Annotated in this window: 18 protein-coding genes and 1 tRNA gene; 9 read left to right on the forward strand and 10 right to left on the reverse strand. The window is 52.8% G+C overall.

The window, feature by feature from the left end; genetic code table 11:
* Positions 1–96: 96 nt before the first annotated feature.
* The gene (argA, locus tag NA330_RS06445; RefSeq protein WP_000588964.1) at positions 97–1,428 is read right to left on the reverse strand and encodes an amino-acid N-acetyltransferase; all 1,332 of its coding nucleotides are present in this window, start codon (positions 1,426–1,428) and stop codon (positions 97–99) included.
* Between the two features lie 232 nt (positions 1,429–1,660).
* On the opposite strand from argA, the gene amiC reads away from it, so the two are divergent.
* A complete protein-coding gene (gene amiC / locus NA330_RS06450; protein ID WP_000011919.1) occupies positions 1,661–2,914 on the forward strand; it encodes an N-acetylmuramoyl-L-alanine amidase AmiC in 1,254 nt (417 codons plus the stop codon).
* 109 nt (positions 2,915–3,023) lie between these two features.
* Here the strand turns inward: amiC and NA330_RS06455 are convergent.
* Positions 3,024–3,100 (reverse strand) — tRNA-Met (locus tag NA330_RS06455).
* Positions 3,101–3,307: 207 nt separating this feature from the next.
* Here NA330_RS06455 and mltA point away from each other — a divergent pair.
* Together mltA and tcdA are read left to right on the forward strand one after the other, a co-directional pair.
* Positions 3,308–4,405, forward strand: a complete 1,098-nt coding sequence (gene mltA / locus NA330_RS06460) for a murein transglycosylase A (protein WP_000678626.1) — start codon at positions 3,308–3,310, stop codon at positions 4,403–4,405.
* Between the two features lie 109 nt (positions 4,406–4,514).
* Entirely contained in the window at positions 4,515–5,321 is an 807-nt protein-coding gene (gene tcdA, locus NA330_RS06465) for a tRNA cyclic N6-threonylcarbamoyladenosine(37) synthase TcdA (RefSeq protein ID WP_000117742.1), read from the forward strand.
* 51 nt (positions 5,322–5,372) lie between these two features.
* On the opposite strand, the gene rarD is transcribed toward tcdA, so the two are convergent.
* From rarD to csdA, 3 genes are all read right to left on the reverse strand, one after another.
* A complete protein-coding gene (rarD, locus tag NA330_RS06470; protein ID WP_077248417.1) occupies positions 5,373–6,260 on the reverse strand; it encodes an EamA family transporter RarD in 888 nt (295 codons plus the stop codon).
* 299 nt (positions 6,261–6,559) lie between these two features.
* Entirely contained in the window at positions 6,560–7,003 is a 444-nt protein-coding gene (gene csdE / locus NA330_RS06475; RefSeq protein WP_000184198.1) for a cysteine desulfurase sulfur acceptor subunit CsdE, read from the reverse strand.
* The gene (gene csdA / locus NA330_RS06480; protein WP_000991052.1) at positions 7,003–8,208 is read right to left on the reverse strand and encodes a cysteine desulfurase CsdA; all 1,206 of its coding nucleotides are present in this window, start codon (positions 8,206–8,208) and stop codon (positions 7,003–7,005) included. Before csdA ends, csdE begins: the two co-directional genes overlap by 1 nt.
* Positions 8,209–8,400: 192 nt before the next feature.
* Here csdA and NA330_RS06485 point away from each other — a divergent pair, with 192 nt between their 5' ends.
* The 4 genes from NA330_RS06485 (at position 8,401) to rlmM (ending at position 11,399) form a co-directional block, all read left to right on the forward strand.
* A complete protein-coding gene (locus tag NA330_RS06485; protein ID WP_000750393.1) occupies positions 8,401–8,628 on the forward strand; it encodes a YgdI/YgdR family lipoprotein in 228 nt (75 codons plus the stop codon).
* A 346-nt stretch (positions 8,629–8,974) separates the two neighbouring features.
* Entirely contained in the window at positions 8,975–9,892 is a 918-nt protein-coding gene (gene gcvA / locus NA330_RS06490) for a glycine cleavage system transcriptional regulator GcvA (protein ID WP_000044409.1), read from the forward strand.
* A gap of 18 nt (positions 9,893–9,910) precedes the next feature.
* Entirely contained in the window at positions 9,911–10,306 is a 396-nt protein-coding gene (locus NA330_RS06495) for a DUF423 domain-containing protein (RefSeq protein ID WP_000203913.1), read from the forward strand.
* A complete protein-coding gene (gene rlmM, locus NA330_RS06500; protein ID WP_001045494.1) occupies positions 10,299–11,399 on the forward strand; it encodes a 23S rRNA (cytidine(2498)-2'-O)-methyltransferase RlmM in 1,101 nt (366 codons plus the stop codon). Before NA330_RS06495 ends, rlmM begins: the two co-directional genes overlap by 8 nt.
* A 58-nt stretch (positions 11,400–11,457) precedes the next feature.
* Here the strand turns inward: rlmM and fucR are convergent, their stop codons facing one another.
* From fucR to fucP, 5 genes are all read right to left on the reverse strand, one after another.
* Positions 11,458–12,168, reverse strand: a complete 711-nt coding sequence (gene fucR / locus NA330_RS06505) for an L-fucose operon activator (protein WP_000642331.1) — start codon at positions 12,166–12,168, stop codon at positions 11,458–11,460.
* A gap of 57 nt (positions 12,169–12,225) precedes the next feature.
* Positions 12,226–12,648 carry an L-fucose mutarotase gene (gene fucU, locus NA330_RS06510; protein WP_000920848.1) on the reverse strand — a complete coding sequence of 141 codons (423 nt, stop codon included), beginning with the start codon at positions 12,646–12,648 and terminating at the stop codon, positions 12,226–12,228.
* A gap of 1 nt (position 12,649) precedes the next feature.
* Positions 12,650–14,068, reverse strand: a complete 1,419-nt coding sequence (gene fucK / locus NA330_RS06515) for an L-fuculokinase (protein ID WP_017441111.1) — start codon at positions 14,066–14,068, stop codon at positions 12,650–12,652.
* A gap of 100 nt (positions 14,069–14,168) precedes the next feature.
* Positions 14,169–15,944: an L-fucose isomerase gene (gene fucI / locus NA330_RS06520; RefSeq protein ID WP_000724126.1), complete on the reverse strand. Its 1,776-nt coding sequence runs from the start codon at positions 15,942–15,944 to the stop codon at positions 14,169–14,171.
* A gap of 31 nt (positions 15,945–15,975) precedes the next feature.
* Positions 15,976–17,292, reverse strand: coding sequence for an L-fucose:H+ symporter permease (gene fucP / locus NA330_RS06525; RefSeq protein ID WP_000528622.1), 1,317 nt, complete (start codon positions 17,290–17,292; stop codon positions 15,976–15,978).
* A 555-nt stretch (positions 17,293–17,847) separates the two neighbouring features.
* Here fucP and fucA point away from each other — a divergent pair.
* Entirely contained in the window at positions 17,848–18,495 is a 648-nt protein-coding gene (gene fucA / locus NA330_RS06530) for an L-fuculose-phosphate aldolase (protein ID WP_000440828.1), read from the forward strand.
* 16 nt (positions 18,496–18,511) lie between these two features.
* Positions 18,512–19,660 (forward strand): lactaldehyde reductase, encoded by a 1,149-nt coding sequence (gene fucO, locus NA330_RS06535; protein WP_000013570.1) that lies wholly within the window; start codon positions 18,512–18,514, stop codon positions 19,658–19,660.
* Positions 19,661–19,665 lie beyond the last annotated feature (5 nt).

Genomic DNA, 19,665 nt, shown 5'->3' on the forward strand with positions numbered 1-19,665 from the left:
TTCTCGCCGGATGGCGACGCGTAGCGTCTTATCCGGCCTCCAAATGATGCTTTCGAGCGTAGGCCTGATAAGCGCAGCGCCATCAGGCCCACCTTGTTATCCTAAATCCGCCATCAGCACCTTTGAACGTCGCTGATAGTTATACATTTTTTTCTTGCTCTCAGGCAGTAACTCAATATCGACAGGCGTAAAACCGCGCTCCTGGAACCAGTGAATACTGCGCGTCGTCAGCACAAACAATTTACGCAGCCCCATTTGCCGCGCCTGGGCGGCAACCCGCTCCAGAAGCACTTCTCCACGCGATGAGCTGCGGTAATCCGGATGTACCGCTACGCAGGCCATTTCGCCTATTTTCTCTTCCACAAAAGGATACAGCGCCGCGCAGGCGATAGTCATATTATCGCGCTGAATAATGGTAAATTTATCGATCTCCATCTCCAGTTGTTCACGGGAACGGCGTACCAGAATGCCCTGCTGTTCCAGTGGGCGGATAAGCTCCAGAATACCGCCAATATCGTTGATGGTGGCGCGGCGGATCTGCTCGGCGCTCTCCATGACGATCTGCGTACCGATACCATCACGCGAGAACAATTCCTGTAATAGCGAGCCATCTTCCTGATAGCTGATCAGATGGCAACGACGAACGCCGCTACGACAGGCTTTTACCGCGCCGCGCAAAAAACGTACGGTACCGGAGTTGTAATCGCCCTGCGCTTCCAACTCTTCCACCCGTGCCTGCGCTTCATTCGGGAAGAGTTCAGAAATGATGCCGCCCTCGCTATTGGTAACGCCCTGAGAAGAACAGAAACCGATCATTTTTTCCGCTTTCAATTTAACGGCGAGTTGAGTGGCAATCTCTTCTGAGGTCAGATTAAAACTTTCGCCGGTCACTGAGACGGCGACCGGCCCCATCAGAACGATCGCGCCGTTATCCAATTGGCGGTTGATCGCATCTTCATCAATGCGCCGGATACGGCCGCTATGACAGTAGTCCACGCCATCATCAACGCCCAGCGGCTGTGCAATGGTGAAATTGCCGCTGACGACATTAATGTGCGCGCCCTGCAACGGCGTATTGTTCAGACTCATCGACAGACGGGCGGTAATATCAAGCTGGAGTAAACCGGCGGCCTGTTTCACCAGCTCCAGTGCTTTGGCGTCCGTCACCCGCGTGTTTTTGTGGTAAATCGGTTCATGATGATGCGCGGCCAGATTGGCGTCGATTTGTGGTCGCGCGCCATACACCACGACAAGGCGAATACCGAGGCTATGCAGTAGCCCGATATCGCTAACGATGCTGGAAAAATTGTCATGCTCAATGGCTTCGCCGCCGAGCATAATGACAAAGGTTTTTCCGCGATGGGTGTTGATATAGGGAACTGAATGGCGAAACCCTTCTACCAGTTCGGTTTTACGTTCCTTTATCATTGCGCGCCCCACTAGTGAATTATTATTCGAAATTAGTGTATTTTTATTCTGTTTTTGCCCTCTGTGCAAGCGTAAATTTTATGCGGTCCGATCGCTTTTCTTAGTAATGCCGTGAATATAAAAAGAATGTTTACCCTTTTATAGATGACAGATTATGCGTCATTCGCTAAAGTTTCCGGTCAATTTGGATGAACTTTGTATGATCTCTATTTAGTTTTTGCTCGGGAGAAGCATGTCGGGAGCCAATTCAGCAATCAGCCGTCGCCGTTTACTACAAGGCGCGGGCGCCATGTGGCTATTAAGCGTGAGCCAGGTCGGGCTGGCTGCCGTAAGCCAGGTCGTTGCGGTGCGTATCTGGCCTGCGTCCAGCTATACCCGCGTCACGGTAGAGTCGAATCGTCTGCTGAAATATAAACAATTTGCCTTAAGTAACCCGGACCGCGTGGTGGTAGATATTGAGGATGTGAATCTGAACTCGGTGCTTAAAGGCATTGGCGCGCAGATTCGCAGCGACGATCCGTATATCAAATCCGCAAGGGTAGGGCAGTTTGATCCTAAGACTGTGCGTATGGTCTTTGAGCTAAAACAAAACGTGAAGCCGCAGCTATTTGCGCTGGCGCCTGTGGCAGGCTTTAAAGAACGTCTGGTGATGGATCTTTATCCTGCCAATGCGCAGGATATGCAGGATCCGCTGCTGGCGCTGCTGGAAGACTACAATAAAGGCGATCTGGATAAACAGGTGCCGCCTTCGCAAAGCGGGCCGCAGCCCGGTAAAGCGGGGCGCGACCGTCCCATTGTCATTATGCTTGATCCGGGACACGGCGGCGAAGACCCCGGCGCGATAGGCAAATACAAAACGCGTGAAAAAGACGTGGTGCTCCAGATAGCCCGCCGCCTGCGCGCGTTGATCGAAAAAGAAGGCAACATGAAGGTCTATATGACGCGCAATGAAGACATCTTCATTCCGTTAAAAGTCCGGGTGGCGAAAGCGCAGAAACAGCGCGCCGACCTGTTTGTCTCTATTCATGCGGATGCCTTCACCAGCCGGCAGCCTAGCGGTTCATCCGTATTCGCGCTATCAACCAAAGGCGCCACCAGTACCGCGGCGAAATATCTGGCGCAAACGCAGAACGCCTCGGACTTAATTGGCGGCGTGAGCAAAAGCGGTGACCGTTATGTCGACCATACGATGTTCGATATGGTGCAATCGCTGACCATTGCCGATAGTTTGAAATTCGGTAAAGCGGTGTTGAAGCAGCTTGGTAAAATTAATGACCTGCATAAAAACAAGGTCGAGCAGGCGGGGTTTGCGGTGTTAAAGGCGCCCGATATTCCGTCTATTCTGGTCGAGACGGCGTTTATCAGTAACATTGAAGAAGAACGCAAGCTCAAGACCGCGACGTTCCAGCAACAGGTCGCAGAGTCGATTCTGGCAGGCATTAAAGCGTATTTTGCCGATGGGGCGACGCTGGCGAGAAGAAGTTAACCTGAGATGACGGCGAGTTTATTGCGCGGGTAAGTAGGATGCTGCCCGCACTGTCGTTGCGGACCAGACGACAGATACAAAAAAACACCCGTAAGGGTGTTCATTAAGTTGGTTGCGGGGGCCGGATTTGAACCGACGACCTTCGGGTTATGAGCCCGACGAGCTACCAGGCTGCTCCACCCCGCGTCCGTGGATGCGCACTATACTCCGCTGAGCTTTTGTTGCAACCCTTTTTTCATATAAATCGCTAATTTCTCATGAATTGCGCAAATACACCGCAGATAGCGCGATTTTTAAACGAATTTACATAATGAGATCGCGATCGCATTTCATTACTTCGGACGGTTTGTTATCTTCACCGGGCACTTTCGATTACGCAGAAGACGAGACACCATGAAAGGACGTTGGGCAAAATATGTGGCGACAGGCGTAATGCTGGCAATGCTGGCTGCCTGTTCATCAAAACCGACCGATCGCGGTCAGCAATATAAGGACGGGAAATTTACCCAGCCCTTCTCCCTGGTAAACCAGCCGGACGCGGTGGGCGCGCCGATTAATGCTGGTGACTTTGCCGAGCAGGTCAACCAGATCCGTTCCGCGTCGCCGCGTTTATACACCAATCAAAGCAACGTCTATAACGCTGTCCAGAACTGGTTACGTTCCGGAGGCGATACGCGCACTATGCGCCAGTTTGGTATTGATGCCTGGCAGATGGAAGGCACCGACAACTACGGTAACGTCCAGTTCACGGGCTACTATACGCCCGTCGTTCAGGCTCGCCATACGCGCCAGGGCGCGTTCCAGTATCCTATCTATAGTATGCCGCCAAAACGCGGACGCTTACCGTCCCGCGCTCAGATCTACGCAGGCGCGCTGAGCGATAAGTACATCCTGGCCTGGAGTAATTCGCTGATGGATAACTTTATTATGGATGTCCAGGGCAGCGGTTATATTGATTTCGGTGATGGTAGTCCGCTGAACTTCTTTAGTTATGCCGGTAAAAACGGCTGGCCTTATCGCAGTATTGGTAAAGTGCTTATCGATCGCGGTGAAGTGAAAAAAGAAGATATGTCGATGCAGGCTATACGCGAATGGGGAGAGAAGCACAGCGAAGCGGAAGTGCGTGAATTACTGGAGCAGAACCCGTCGTTCGTCTTCTTTAAGCCGCAATCTTTTGCGCCGGTCAAAGGCGCCAGCGCTGTACCGCTGATTGGGCGAGCATCCGTCGCCTCCGACCGCAGCATCATTCCGCCTGGCACGACCTTGTTGGCGGAAGTACCGTTGCTGGATAACAACGGTAAATTTAGCGGTCAGTATGAGCTACGTTTGATGGTCGCGCTGGATGTCGGCGGAGCGATTAAAGGCCAGCACTTTGATATTTACCAGGGGATCGGCCCGGATGCCGGGCATCGTGCCGGATGGTATAATCACTATGGTCGCGTCTGGGTGTTAAAAAGCGCGCCGGGCGCCGGTAACGTGTTTAGCGGCTGATTGTGGTATTCTGCGACAACCGGATTGCCCGATAACGCGATCGCTATCGGGCCTGAAAATAGTGAGCAGGGGTGAGGAATAACCTCGCCTTTTTTTATTCTGAGGTCATATGTCAGTGGTGATAAGTGATGCCTGGCGCCAACGCTTTGGCGGCACCGCGCGTCTGTACGGTGAAAAAGCGCTGCAGCGGTTTGCTGAGGCGCATATCTGCGTCGTGGGAATCGGCGGGGTGGGATCATGGGCGGCAGAGGCGCTGGCGCGTACGGGCATCGGTGCGATTACGCTGATTGATATGGACGATGTCTGCGTGACCAATACGAACCGTCAGATCCATGCGTTGCGTGATAACGTCGGGTTGGCGAAAGCGGAAGTGATGGCCGAACGGATTCGGCAAATTAACCCGGAGTGCCGGGTAACGGTTATCGATGATTTCATCACGCCGGATAATGTGGCGGGTTATATGGACGCGGGTTTTACCTATGTCATTGACGCCATTGACAGCGTTCGTCCAAAAGCCGCTCTGATTGCGTACTGTCGCCGATATAAGGTTCCTTTAGTGACCACTGGCGGCGCGGGCGGGCAGATCGATCCGACGCAAATCCAGGTCGCTGATTTGGCGAAAACCATACAGGATCCGCTGGCGGCAAAACTGCGCGAGAGATTGAAACATAATTTTGGCGTAGTGAAGAACAGTAAAGGTAAGCTGGGCGTGGACTGTGTTTTTTCCACTGAAGCGCTGGTTTACCCACAGGCGGACGGTTCCGTATGCGCGATGAAAGCTACCGCAGAAGGGCCAAAACGGATGGATTGCGCCTCTGGCTTCGGCGCGGCGACGATGGTGACGGCAACGTTCGGTTTTGTCGCCGTTTCCCATGCGCTGAAGAAGATCATGGCTAAAGCGGCGCGACAAGAATAAAAGGACGGGGCGGAGTGTCACGCAGACGCGTATCCGGCCCTGCGCCCTTTGTTAGCGAAAGAAGCGCTGTACCCTGCCGAACACCGGTTTCAGACGGGCGCGGAGATAATGGGAATATAAATTTTCAGATATGCATAGAAACAACCCGAACCATACTGCACAAAAGCAGAGCAGTTCCGCGTAATTAATGTGCTCGCCAAATATCATAATGGCAAGTAAGAACTGTAACGACGGCTCTATATATTGCGCCAGTCCGGTGACAATCAACGAGGTGTGATTTAACGCGATGGCAAATAATACCAGTGGAATGATCGTCACTGGCGCCGTCATGACATACAAAAAGAAAGGAGTATTAGCGGATATAATTGGTCCGCTATCGCTAAAGAGAAAAATTAATAGTGAGACAGGCAATGCCCATAATGTTTCAATCGTTATCGATGTCATCACATCATAATGTATAAACTTTCGCGCCAGGCCATATAGCGCAAATGATAATCCCATGGTTAGCGCCAGCGCCGGGAAATGCCGTAACATGATAATTTGAAAAGTCAGGCCACAGACACCAGAAAAAACGGCGATGGCCTGAAACAACGACAGTTTTTCTTTAAGAAAAATGCATCCCAGCGCAATAACAAATAGCGGGTTGATAAAATAGCCGAGGCTGGCATCAAGCACCAGATGATGGGTTAGCGCATAAATAAAAGATGACCATGAGACAATCATCAAAAGTCCGGCAATCATGCAGAAGAAAAAAGATTTTTTATCTTTCCAGGCATCATGAAATCGCGTTCGCTGCCGAAATAACAATCTTACTGCCAGTAATAATGGAATTGACCAGAACACCCGGTATATCAATATTTGTGCGAGGTTCCCCCCTGATAAATATTGATAATATAAAGGTGTTAACCCCCATAATATAAATGCCAGTACCACAAACATGGTACCGCTACGCAGATATTTTTCCACTTATCCATATCCTGTTATAACTTCACCCGATACGTATGAATTTTCCAGTTCTCCTGCTACGCTACATCGAGTGGCTTTATTTACTCTAAAATCTTCACGCCGTTTTAACATGGATTCTAACATTGTAATTTCATTGTGATAGCTGATAAAAATCAAAAGAATGTTTATCAGGGAAATCTGACGCCGAAACTAATAAAGTGACTGGATTATTTTATCTGCATCGCCTGACCGCTGCGGGCGGCGCTGTCAGGCGACAGAATATTTACGCTATTTCAACCCTTATGCGTTGCGGCAACAATCGCTTCGCTCAGCGCGTTCAGCCCCTGACTGCGTGAGGCGCTAAGCTGGGCGCGTAAACCCAGCTCATCAAATAGCGCCAGCGGTGAACGAGCCTGCAACTCGGCGGCGTTTTTTCCTTCCACCGCGGTGAGCAATACCGCCAGCAGGCCGCGGACAATCCGCCCCTCACTGTCGCCGAAAAAGTGCATCGTTCCGTTATCTGATCGGGTAAAGCCCAGCCAGACGCGGTTCTCGCAGCCGGCTATCTCCTTCGCCTGCGCTTTGCATTCATCCGGCAGCGCGGGGAGCTGTTTTCCTAACAGAATCAACTGACGATATTTATCCTCCCACTGGGTCAGCGGGAGAAAGATAGCGCGTAACGTCTCTTCCGTTACCGTTGTGCCGAACGGGTGTCCGGTATAAAGAGGGTTTGTCATTAATCCACCAGCAGTTCCAGCGCGCGGTCAACGGCGTTAACCAACGCATCCACATCATGTTGGGTATTATACGGCGCAAAAGAGGCGCGCAGAGTCCCTGTGACGCCAAGTTCCGCCAGCAATGGCTGGGCGCAATGTTGCCCGGCCCGGAGCGCAATACCGTATTCCGCCAGCAGCGTCACCATATCGCCGTGGTGCACGCCGACAAAATCAAAGGCCAGCAGGCTGGAGTCCTGGCAGCGGAACGAACGAAAGCCCGGACGTTTCGCCAGTGCGTCTTCCGCCAGCGTCGCCAGCCCCCGGCTCCAGTTTTCGGCCTGTTCAATATCGATATCGGACAGCCATTCCAGCGCAGCGCTCAGGCCGATGACCCCGGCGACGTTCGGCGTCCCCGCTTCCAGCTTCCAGGGAGCGCTTTGAGTGGTGAAGCCTTCAAAGCTAACGTCACGGATCATCTTGCCGCCGCCGAGCCAGGGCGACATCGCCTCAAGAAGCTCCGGCTTACCGTACAGCACGCCGATACCGGTCGGGCCATACAGTTTGTGAGCGGAAAAAGCATAAAAATCGATATCAAGTTGCTGGAGATCCGCCGGGAAGTGTACCGCGCCTTGCGCGCCATCCACCATCACTACCATTCCCGCCGCGTGAGCGGCGCTGATAGCGCTTGCGAGATCCGGACAGCCGCCCGTTACGTTCGACATTTGCCCCAGCGCCAGAATTCGGCTGCGCGACGTGATCAGTTCCGGCAGACGCTCAACATCAGGAAGACGCCGGTCATTAAGCGGCAGTTTTATGACCTGCGCGCCGGTTTGTTGCGCCACCATCAGCCAGGGCACAAGGTTGGCGTGATGCTCGGCGACGCTAACGATAATTTCATCGCCGGGGCGCAGACGAGGACGGGCGTAACACTGCGCCACCATGTTGATCGCTTCGGTGGTGCCGCGTGTCCAGACGATACTTTTTTCATCGGGCGCGTTTAACAGCCGCGCTGCTTTTGCTCTGGCCGCTTCATATTGCGCCGTCAGGCGCTGCGCCTGCGCAAACTGGCTACGATGAACGTTACCGGCGCTCAAACAATAAAACTGGTGCGTGGCGTCAATGACTGCCTGTGGCTTTAATGCCGTGGCGGCGCTATCGAGATAAACACCCGCATCGGCTAGCGCGGGAAACTGCGCGCGAAACTGCGTGGGATTAAAAGCGTTCATGATATTCCTCGGTTCAGTTTACCGATCGTGGCGTAAAAGCGCGGCTGATACAAGGTTTGTCCTAACCATCGGAATCGTCTGTATATCCTGGCGAATTATGTAAAGGAGGTTATGCTGAATAATGTTAGGCGAATGTTTAAGCCTGTTACGGAGTCCGCTTTAAATAGCACAAACAGCTTTAAGGAGAAGAAGATGAAAAAGACTGCCGCAATTATCTCTGCATGTATGCTGACTTTTGCCCTGAGCGCCTGTTCCGGTCCTAATTACGTTATGCACACCAATGATGGACGTAGCATTGTGACCGACGGTAAACCCCAGACCGATAACGATACCGGTATGATTTCGTATAAAGACGCTAATGGCAACAAACAGCAGATCAATCGTACTGACGTGAAAGAGATGGTGGCTCTGGAAAACTAACCGTTTGTTATACAAAAAAAAGCACCGCAATATGGCGGTGCTACATTAATCACTATGGACAGACAGGGTAAATGTACAGGAAGTGAAAAAGGGTAGTCTCGCTACCGTGGTCTGAATCGCAGACCAATTGCAAACACAACAACACAACATCACAACCGTAAGCCAAAAGCCCATCAGAACACGCATTCCGATAAAACTTTTCGTTCCGGCTCAGGAAGTGCCGCCACTATAGGTATTTGCTGGTAGAACCTCAACGGACAATTTATAATGTCTCAGATTAAAAAAACTAATAGGTTACATATTGTTACCTATTTGTTAAATTCATTCGACATTAAGTCCAGAGGCCATGTCAAAACGATTACCTCCTTTAAATGCGTTACGCGTTTTTGATGCTGCCGCGCGCCATTTGAGCTTTACGCGAGCAGCGGAAGAACTTTTTGTGACGCAGGCCGCAGTAAGCCACCAAATTAAGTCACTTGAGGATTTTTTGGGGCTAAAACTGTTCCGCCGCCGCAATCGTTCGCTGCTGCTGACGGAAGAAGGCCAAAGCTATTTTCTCGACATTAAAGAGATATTTTCCCAGCTCACGGAAGCAACGCGTAAGCTCCAGGCGCGCAGTGCCAAAGGGGCGCTGACGGTGAGTTTACCACCCAGTTTTGCCATCCAGTGGCTGGTGCCCAGGCTCTCCAGCTTTAACTCAGCTTATCCGGGAATTGACGTTCGGATACAAGCCGTTGACCGTCAGGAAGATAAACTGGCAGACGATGTCGATGTCGCGATTTTTTATGGCCGGGGAAACTGGCCGGGCTTGCGCGTCGAAAAATTATACGCAGAATATTTACTGCCCGTCTGTTCTCCTTTATTGCTCACAGGCGAAAAACCGTTAAAAACGCCGGAAGATCTGGCGAAACACACGTTATTGCACGATGCCTCCCGGCGTGACTGGCAGGCCTATACTCGTCAGTTAGGGCTCAACCATATTAACGTTCAGCAAGGGCCGATATTTAGCCACAGCGCGATGGTGCTACAGGCCGCTATTCACGGACAGGGGATCGCGCTGGCGAATAATGTTATGGCGCAGTCGGAAATTGAAGCCGGGCGACTGGTGTGTCCATTTAACGATGTTCTGGTGAGTAAGAATGCTTTTTATCTGGTTTGTCATGACAGCCAGGCAGAACTGGGTAAAATAGCCGCCTTCCGTCAGTGGATTTTGGCGAAGGCGGCGACGGAGCAAGAAAAATTCCGTTTTCGTTACGAACAATAATTAACTTAGGGTATGACCATGACCAGCCGTTTTATGCTGATTGTCGCCGCTATCAGCGGTTTTATTTACGTTGCTCTGGGCGCGTTCGGGGCGCATGTTTTGAGTAAAACCCTGGGCGTGGTTGAAATGGGCTGGATTCAGACCGGCCTGCAATATCAGGCGTTCCATACGCTGGCGATCTTTGGCCTGGCGGTGGCGATGCAGCGCCGTATCAGCATCTGGTTTTACTGGAGCAGCGTTTTTCTGGCGCTGGGCACGGTGCTGTTTAGCGGCAGTCTGTACTGCCTTGCGCTTTCGCATCTGCGCCTGTGGGCGTATATCACGCCTGTCGGCGGCGTCAGTTTCCTGGTGGGCTGGGCGCTATTGCTGATTGGCGCCATTCGTATGAAACGTAAGGGCGCGAGCCATGAATAAAGTTGTCTTGCTCTGCCGTCCGGGGTTTGAAAAAGAGTGCGCTGCAGAAATTACCGATAAAGCGGGAAAACGGGAAATATTTGGTTTTGCACGCGTAAAAGAGAACGCAGGCTATGTCATTTATGAATGCTACCAGCCGGAAGATGGCGAAAAGCTGATTTCAGAACTGCCGTTCAGTTCGCTGATTTTCGCCCGCCAGTGGTTTGTGGTGGGGGAACTGCTGCAACATTTACCGCCGGAAGACAGAATTACGCCGATTGTCGGCATGTTGCAGGGCGTAGTGGAAAAGGGCGGCGAGCTGCGGGTTGAAGTCGCCGACACCAATGAAAGTAAAGAACTGATGAAGTTCTGCCGCAAATTTACGGTGCCGCTGCGCGCCGCTTTGCGTGATGCGGGCGTATTGACGAATTATGAAACGCCGAAGCGTCCGGTCGTTCATGTCTTTTTTATCGCGCCAGGATGCTGCTATACCGGTTATTCGTTCGCGCATAACAATTCACCGTTTTATATGGGCATCCCGCGTTTGAAGTTTCCGTCTGATGCGCCGAGCCGCTCAACGCTGAAACTGGAAGAGGCGCTCCACGTTTTCATCCCGGAAGATGAGTGGGATGAACGTCTGGCGAACGGCATGTATGCGGTGGATTTGGGCGCCTGTCCCGGCGGATGGACGTACCAGTTAGTGAAGCGCAATATGTGGGTCTACTCCGTAGATAACGGCCCGATGGCGCAAAGCCTGATGGACACCGGACAGGTGACCTGGTTGCGTGAGGATGGCTTCAGGTACCGTCCGAACCGGAATAATATTTCATGGATGGTCTGCGATATGGTGGAGAAGCCAGCCAAAGTCACCGCGTTAATGGCGCAGTGGCTGGTGAACGGCTGGTGTCGGGAGACGATTTTTAACCTTAAACTGCCGATGAAAAAACGCTATGAAGAGGTATCGCATAATCTGGCGTATCTTCAGGCGCAGTTGGATGAGCATGGCGTTAATGCGCAGATCCAGGCGCGTCAGCTTTATCACGATCGCGAAGAAGTGACGGTACACGTGCGTCGGTTGTGGGCGGCTGTTGGCGGACGTCGCGACGAGCGATAAAAACGCGCTGCCGTCATCCGGCGCGTCATCAGCGCCGGATAGCGCACGCTTATCCGGCCTATGACTGCGGCGCATCTGAAACAATATGCGTCACGTCATCCAGATGGCCGATGCGCGCCTCTCCTGAACGATTAAATTTACTTTTATCAATCAATAATAAAGACTGCGAGGCGCGTCTGAGCAGGATAGATTTAAAATCGGCGTTGATCGCATTGGAGTCCCACAGATCGCCGCCGCTGTCGATCCCCTCGCAGGAAAAGATGAACAGATCGATATCAAGCGATTTTAGCTGTGAGATAAGCGACGGATTAACGTAACAGCCATATTTACGTTCAAGCTGGCCGCCGGAACTTATCAGCGCAATGCGTTCGCGTTTTCCCAGCTCCTGACAGATAGGATGGCTATTGGTAAAAACCTGAATGGGAATATCCGGCAACTGGCGGGCCAGATACCAGCAGGTTGAACTGGCATCCAGCGCAATCGTCATTCCTTCTTCTATCCACGCTAACGCTTCACGGGCAATATCGGCTTTGTGCGCATAATGGCTTTTCAGGCGGATATGGAATGGATCGCCGCTGTCCTGATTTTCACGATGAATATATTTAGCTCGTCCGTGATTACGCAGCACTTTTCCCTGCGTCTGTAGTTCACTGAGATCGCGGCGGATGGTCTCTTTACTGACGTTAAGCCGGGTGGCCAGCGCTTCGGTGGTCAGACTTTTATGATTGATCAGCAGATCGACTATCGCTTGTTGGCGTGCCGCTTTCATTTTTCTCATCCCATCATTCGATGAACGCCCGCGTCATGCGGGCGCACCGGCAAGAGATTACGGCGTTACCCCTTTTTTTAAAAGAATATTTCCGTACTTCGCGCACTCACCTGTGATAACGATCGCAAACGCTTTTTGCGCCCGCTCATAAAACGCATAGCGGTCGATACGAACGATATCCGGGCACGGCGCTTCTAATGACAAGGCATCGCGATAGCGCGCTTCAACGCTGGGATCGAGCGTGTCGCCTTCCACGGCGGCCATCATCACCAGCGGCGGAGCGTAGCTATCCAGCTCAAAGAGCGGAATAATTGCCCGCAGTAGATCGCTGACGCTAAGACCATCGGCGCGAATCACCTGCGGGCCCAGGCTATGCGCGGGAAAGTGAGCGTCGGAAAAAATGATTTCGTCCCCGTGGCCCATCTCGGCCAGCACTTTGAGCAGTGTCGGGGAAATTAACGGTGAAATGGTTTTTAGCATTTCATACTCCCTTAATAATTTCAGGTTCGGTTTGCGGCCAGAAATAGCGATACTGATAATTGACCTGCGCGCGCGCCTGTTCCGGGCTACTAAATTCGCCTACGCCGTACCAGCCAAACATGGCAGCGCCGGCCACGGTGGTTTCCGCGTCGTCCAGCACTTTGATAGGGATATCAAGCTGATTCGCTTTAATTTGATTCCATAAAGCATTGCGACTGCCGCCGCCAACCAGTAACAGTTCTGTGGCGTTAAAATGACCGATTTTCTCCAGCGTGCGCAGATTACGCTGCAGTTGCGCCGTCAGGCCTTCCAGCGCGGCGCGATAGAAATGGCCGCGGGTGGTATTGAGCGTTACGCCCTGCCAGCCTGCATTTTGGCAGGCGAGTAGATCGCACTGCATCCGCACGCCTTCCGCGCCAGCGGGAATAGCGCGCGCTTCGTCGATCAGCGTTTGCCATGGCGTTTCCGGCGTCCACAGCAGTTTTCGTACCCATTCGAGTACGCCGGAGGCCAGCCACTGCATTCCGGGGTTATAAAGCCCCGACTGACTGTCCAGTTCACAGGTCGAGCCCGGATACTGACTGAGCATCGAGGTATCCACCTGACCGCTGCGCACCATCAGAATCTCCCATGTTCCTGAGGAGAGCACCGGTTCACCTTGCTGCGCGCCAGCGCCGAATAACGCGAACTGAGTATCGTGTCCGGCAGAGATCACCGGCACACCCGCCGGGAGACCGAGTAGCCTGGCCGCGTCTGTCTGTAGCGTGCCTATCTGGGCGCCCGCTTCCACGATACGCGGGAACAGGCGGCGCGCCAGGCCCGTCGCCTGCAGGATTTCCGGACTAAAGTCGCGCTGATGGATATCCAGTAGCTGGCTGGTGCCTGCCATAGTGATATCGGTCGTAAACTCGCCGGTCAGACGGTGGTTAATCAGCGACGAGATAAACAGCCAGCAGTGAGCTTGTTCCAGCAGGCGCGGATGATTCTCTTTAAGCCAGACCAGTTTATACAGCGTGTTAAAGCTGAACGCGCCGACGCCGGAGAGCGTCTGCAATTGCCGGGGCGAGATAAAGCGCCCAATCGTTTCCATCACGGCAGCGGTTCGCGGGCATTTCCAACTGATGACCGGGTAGAGCAGCTCGCCCTGCGCATCGACCAGCGCGCCATCGACGCCGAACGTAGTCACCGTAATACCGCGAACAACACACTCCGACAGGGCGCTGGAAAGTGACCTGCAACAATCGGCGAAACGTTGCAGGATGGCGTCCAGCGACCACTGATGCCAGGTGCTATTTTCTGCGGCAATGTCGCTGGCGTTAGCGGTTGAGGCGCGGGCGACAATTTTCCCCAGGCGATCAACGGCGATCGCCCGAACGTTAGTCGCACCGCAGTCGAGAACCAGGATAACGTCTTGTTTCATAGATAACTCCATAAACGCCGCCCGATGGCGCTACGCTTATCCGGCCTACGGTTCACGCGCCCGTAGGCCCGGTAAGCCTGCGCCACCGGGCTAAGCCGCATTAACGTTTATACAGCGGGCCATAATTCTGGCAGGCGCGATAATCCTGGCCTTCGATATCCATACCGTGAGCCGCCCAGGCGGAAGGACGGTAGATCTTCGCCTCCTCCACGTTGTGCATACATACCGGGATACGCAGCATCGCGGCGAGAGTAATAAAGTCCGCCCCTACATGGCCGATGGTGAGTACGCCGTGGTTAGCGCCCCAGTTCGCCATCACCGAATAGACATCGGTAAACGGACCTTTGCCGGTAAGACGCGGCGCAAACCAGGTGGTAGGCCAGGTAGAGTTGGTGCGGGCATCAAGCTGATCGTGCATCGCTTTCGGCAGTTCGACGCTCCAGCCCTCGGCGATTTGCAGTACTGGCCCCAGGCCTTTGATGATATTCACGCGGGTCATGGTGAATGGCACGCCGCCTTCGGTCAGGAAACGGGATGAGTAGCCGCCGCCGCGGAAGTATTCGTGAATCGCCGGGCACCATTCGGTGGCCGCCAGACACGCATCCGCCTCTTGTTGGCTGATTTCCCAGTGTGGTTTCATGGTCGGCTTGCCTTCGCTGTCGCGCTGTTTACAGGCACCGTCCAGAGCGGCAGAACCGGAGTTAATCAGGTGAATAATGCCGTGTTCCGCCAGGCCGCTGAGCGCCTGGCCGGTGACGCGTTCTACGGCTTCCGGCGACCAGTAGGTTCGCACGTCGGCGAAGATCTGCGCGGTACCGGTGAGTTGATGGCCGAACAGCATCGCTACGCCGTTCAGACTGTCATTTTCGGTGGCGACGACAAACGGTTCGCGTACGCCGTTCCAGTCAAAAGAGCTATTGAGCAGCGCTTCGGCGGTATCGCCGTTCGGGTATTGATCGGTCCAGTGGCGCTGGCCCTGGAAGCCGGCGGCAATGGCGTTGTAGCCCAGCGATTCTTCAACTAACCCTTTGTCTGCCAGCGTCTTGTTGCCCTGCATCATGTCGCGAATACACATCGCCATCAGCAGGCTCTCTTTTAACACCGCGCGGTTCTGGGCTTCATTGCGCTTATACTGCGAGGCGTTCTGATCTTCGCCGTAGCGGAAGTTTTTATCCGCCCACGCCAGCGCCATCTCCAGTTCGGCCTCATCATAAATTTTTTGATCGATACGGCGGCGCAGTTCGGTCATATCTACCGCTTGCACCTTCATGCCCAGCCAGGATTCAAAGAAGTTATGATCGACAATGGAACCCGCGATCCCCATCGACACGCCGCCGACGGAGAGGTAGCTTTTGCCTTTCATGCTGGCTACCGCTAACCCTGCCCGCGCAAAACGCAGCAGTTTTTCTTCGACGTCGGCAGGAATGGAGGTATCGTCGGCATCCTGCACGTCATGGCCATAAATGGAGAACGCCGGAATGCCTTTTTGGCTGTGCGCCGCCAGCGCCGCGGCAAGGTAAACCGCCCCGGGACGCTCTGTGCCGTTAAAGCCCCAGATGGCTTTCGGACGCATCGGGTCCATATCAATGGTTTCGCTGCCATAGCACCAGCACGGCGTAACGGTAATGGTCACGCCCACGTTCTGGCTACTGAATTTTTCTTCACAGGCGGCGGATTCCGCCATTCCGGCAATACAGGTATCCGCAATGACGCACTCCACCTGAGCCCCGCAGGCGTGGCGGATTTTCTCGGTGATGAGCGCCGCCGTCGCTTTCGCCATGTTCATGGTTTGTTCTTCGAGCGACTCGCGTACGCCCATACGACGTCCATCAATCACCGGGCGGATACCGATTTTCGGTAAGCTGATTTTTTTCATGACAGATTCCTCACGTTATTCGGATAAATGTTCAGTTTGTCGCCGCTTGTGAACGGAAACGGGCAAAGATGAAGATGACGGCAAAGCACAATGCCGGAACCAGTTCGGCGGTCGGGATTTTGCCTGCGGCGTCGCTAACGAAGCCCATTACTGGCGTGACAATACCGCCGCCAATAATGGTCATGACGATAAAAGACGAGCCGTACTTAGTGTCCTGTCCCAGATTTTTGATACCCAGCGAGAAGATGGTCGGGTACTGGATTGACATAAATGCGCTACACAACGTCAGCGCCAGCAGGCCGATATGTCCGCCGCTAAAGGCGGAAATCAGACACAGGAGCATGGCAAACAGGGCGTAGGCGGCCAGCACTTTATGCGGTGCGAAGCGGCTGATAAGCCAGGTCCCGGTGAAACGGCCGATAAAGAAGCACACCATCGTGCCGGTCAGGTAATTGGCGGCGAAACCGGGCGTCATTCCAGGGATCTCCTCAATGGCGTAGCGGATCAGATAGCTCCAGCAGGCGGTTTGCGCCCCCACGTAGCAGAACTGCGCCAGCACCGCCCAGCGCCAGTGGCGGATACGGATGAGTCGGGAGAGAGAAGATAAGAAAGAGCTTTGTTTAGCATCGCTATGATCGTCACTTTGCAGGGCCGGAAATTTGGTCAGCATAATCAGCAGCGCAACTACTAATACGATGGCGACGATAATCATGTATGGCGTTTGTACCGATAACACCAGGCTGTGTTTATAGGCGCTAAGCTGATCCGGCGTCATTTTATCAAGCGCTTCTTGCGATTGATGCGGCACGTTAGACAAAATAAGGCTTTGCCCAAACACAACGGCGATAATAGCGCCAAAGGAGTTAAAAGTTTGCGCCAGATTAAGCCGGAAATGTCCGCCGCTTTCTGGACCTAATACCGTAACAAAAGGGTTGGCCGCAGTTTCAAGGCAGCCTAAACCGGCGGCGATGATAAACAGGCCAATTAAAAATAATGTGTAATTCATTATCTCGGCGGCAGGCCAGAATAATGCGGCGCCAACAGCATACAAAAAAAGCCCAGTGATAATCCCTGCTTTATAACTGAGTTTTTTCATCAAAATCCCAGCAGGAATTGGAATGACGAAATAACCGAAATAAAAGGCTGACTGAATAAGTCCGGCCTGAAAGTTAGTTAGCGTAAAAGCTTGTTGAAACTGCGGTAGTAAAATGTCATTCAGATTATTGGCGACGGCCCACAGAAAAAATAGCGAGCAAAGTAAGGCGAATGGAATAATGTAGCGCTTGCTCTTGCTTTGCTCTGCATCCACAGCACGAAAACTCTGCGTTTGTATTGTTGTGTTTCCCATAGCATCCTCATCGGTTCAGAAGCTTTTGCGTGCGGTCGGTTCTGGTCACCAGACCGTAAAATTAGGTGAGTTCGCTTTTCTTACCGGTAATAAATTGGCGTCCGGAATGAACTCATGGATTCATTTTCAAATAAAAAAGGCCTTTTAATATGATGGCGGTCACATTTATACCTGAGAGCAGAGCGTTCTGTGATTATCATCACTTTAATTTTCATAAAAAAATGACCGTTTGAGATGTTTAATTTAAAAAACCACAGACTGAATGCCCGAATTAAATTATTGCCACGAAAACGGGCAGTAGTAACTTATTCTTCATTTTTGCCCGTTTTAAAAAATATTATTAAGAGCGGGCATTTATCGGCGAGAGAAACGGTAGTCGTCTGGTTTATCGTGGCGAATTAATTGATGTGAATCACAAAATATCGTTATTTAAATTCCCTTCTCTTTATTCAGTATGATGATAGTTGCTAACTATTTGATTATTTCAACAGGACAGCAGCGCGATGCGAAAGGCGGTTTTGTTGTCTCATTTTGAATCACAGAGAGAGGTAAATAATGGAACGAAATAGACTGGCGCGGCAGATTATTGATACCTGTCTGGAAATGACGCGGTTAGGGTTAAATCAGGGGACGGCAGGTAACGTGAGCGTACGTTATCAGGGCGGAATGCTGATTACGCCGACGGGGATCCCCTACGAGAAGCTGACAGAGTCGCACATTGTTTTTATTGATGCTGACGGTCAGCATGAGCAGGGCAAGCTGCCTTCCAGCGAGTGGCGTTTTCATATGGCGGCATACCAGACGCGCCCTGACGCCAATGCCGTGGTACATAACCACGCTGTCCATTGTACGGCAGTCTCGATCCTGAATCGCCCGATTCCGGCGATTCACTACATGATTGCCGCCGCGGGTGGAAACTCTATTCCCTGCGCGCCCTACGCCACTTTTGGCACCCGCGAACTTTCTGACCATGTTGCCGTGGCGCTTAAAAATCGTAAAGCGACGCTGTTACAGCATCACGGGCTTATCGCTTGTGAAGAAAATTTAGACAAAGCGTTGTGGCTGGCGCATGAAGTGGAAGTGCTGGCGCAGCTCTATTTAAGTACGCTGGCCATTGTCGATCCGGTACCGGTACTGGATGACGAGGCGATCGCTATCGTACTGGAGAAATTTAAAACTTACGGATTACGTATTGAAGAGTGATGTCAGGAGACAGGCGATGGCGAACAGAATGATTCTGAATGAAACGGCATGGTTTGGCCGGGGAGCGGTGGACGCATTAACCGATGAGGTGACGCGCCGCGGTTATCATAAAGCGCTGATTGTTACGGATAAAACGCTGGTGCAATGCGGTGTGGTCGATAAAGTGACAAGCAGAATGGATGCCGCAGGGCTGGCGTGGGAGATCTATGCGGGCGTGATCCCTAATCCTACGATTTCCGTTGTCCAGGAAGGGCTTAAGGTCTTTACCCAAAGTGGCGCGGACTATCTCATCGCCATTGGCGGCGGTTCTCCGCAGGATACCTGCAAAGCGATCGGTATTATCAGTAACAATCCGGAATTTGCCGATGTGCGCAGTCTGGAAGGGCTATCGCCGACCCGTAAACCCAGCGTGCCGATTATGGCGATCCCGACAACGGCGGGAACCGCGGCGGAAGTCACTATCAATTATGTGATTACCGATGAAGAGAAACGGCGCAAATTCGTTTGTGTCGATCCGCATGATATTCCGCAGGCGGCATTTATCGATGCCGATATGATGGACGGTATGCCGCCCGCGCTGAAAGCGGCAACGGGCGTGGATGCGCTAACCCATGCTATTGAAGGCTATATTACCCGGGCCGCATGGGCGCTGACGGATGCATTACATATCAAAGCCATTGAGATTATTGCTGGCGCGCTGCGCGGCGCCGTAGCCGGAGAAAAAGAGGCCGGTGAGGCGATGGCGCTGGGGCAATACGTTGCCGGGATGGGGTTTTCCAATGTGGGGCTGGGGCTGGTGCATGGGATGGCGCATCCGCTGGGCGCGTTTTACAACACGCCGCATGGCGTCGCGAATGCTATTTTGCTTCCGCATGTGATGCGTTTTAATGCCGGGTATACCAACGAGAAATTCCGTGATATCGCCCGGGCGATGGGGGTGAAGGTAGAAGGATTGAGCCTTGAAGAGGCGCGTAATGCCGCAGTGGAAGCCGTATTTACGCTAAATCGCGATGTGGGAATTCCGCTGCATTTGCGTGATGTCGGCGTTCGAAAAGAGGATATCCCGGCGCTGGCGCAGGCGGCGTTCGATGATGTCTGTACGGGCGGCAATCCGCGTGAAGCGAGTCTGGCGGACATTGTCGAACTGTATCATACCGCCTGGTAATTTTG

The organism is Salmonella sp. NW722 (genome assembly GCF_051702785.1).
Taxonomy (GTDB): Bacteria; Pseudomonadota; Gammaproteobacteria; order Enterobacterales; family Enterobacteriaceae; genus Salmonella; species Salmonella enterica.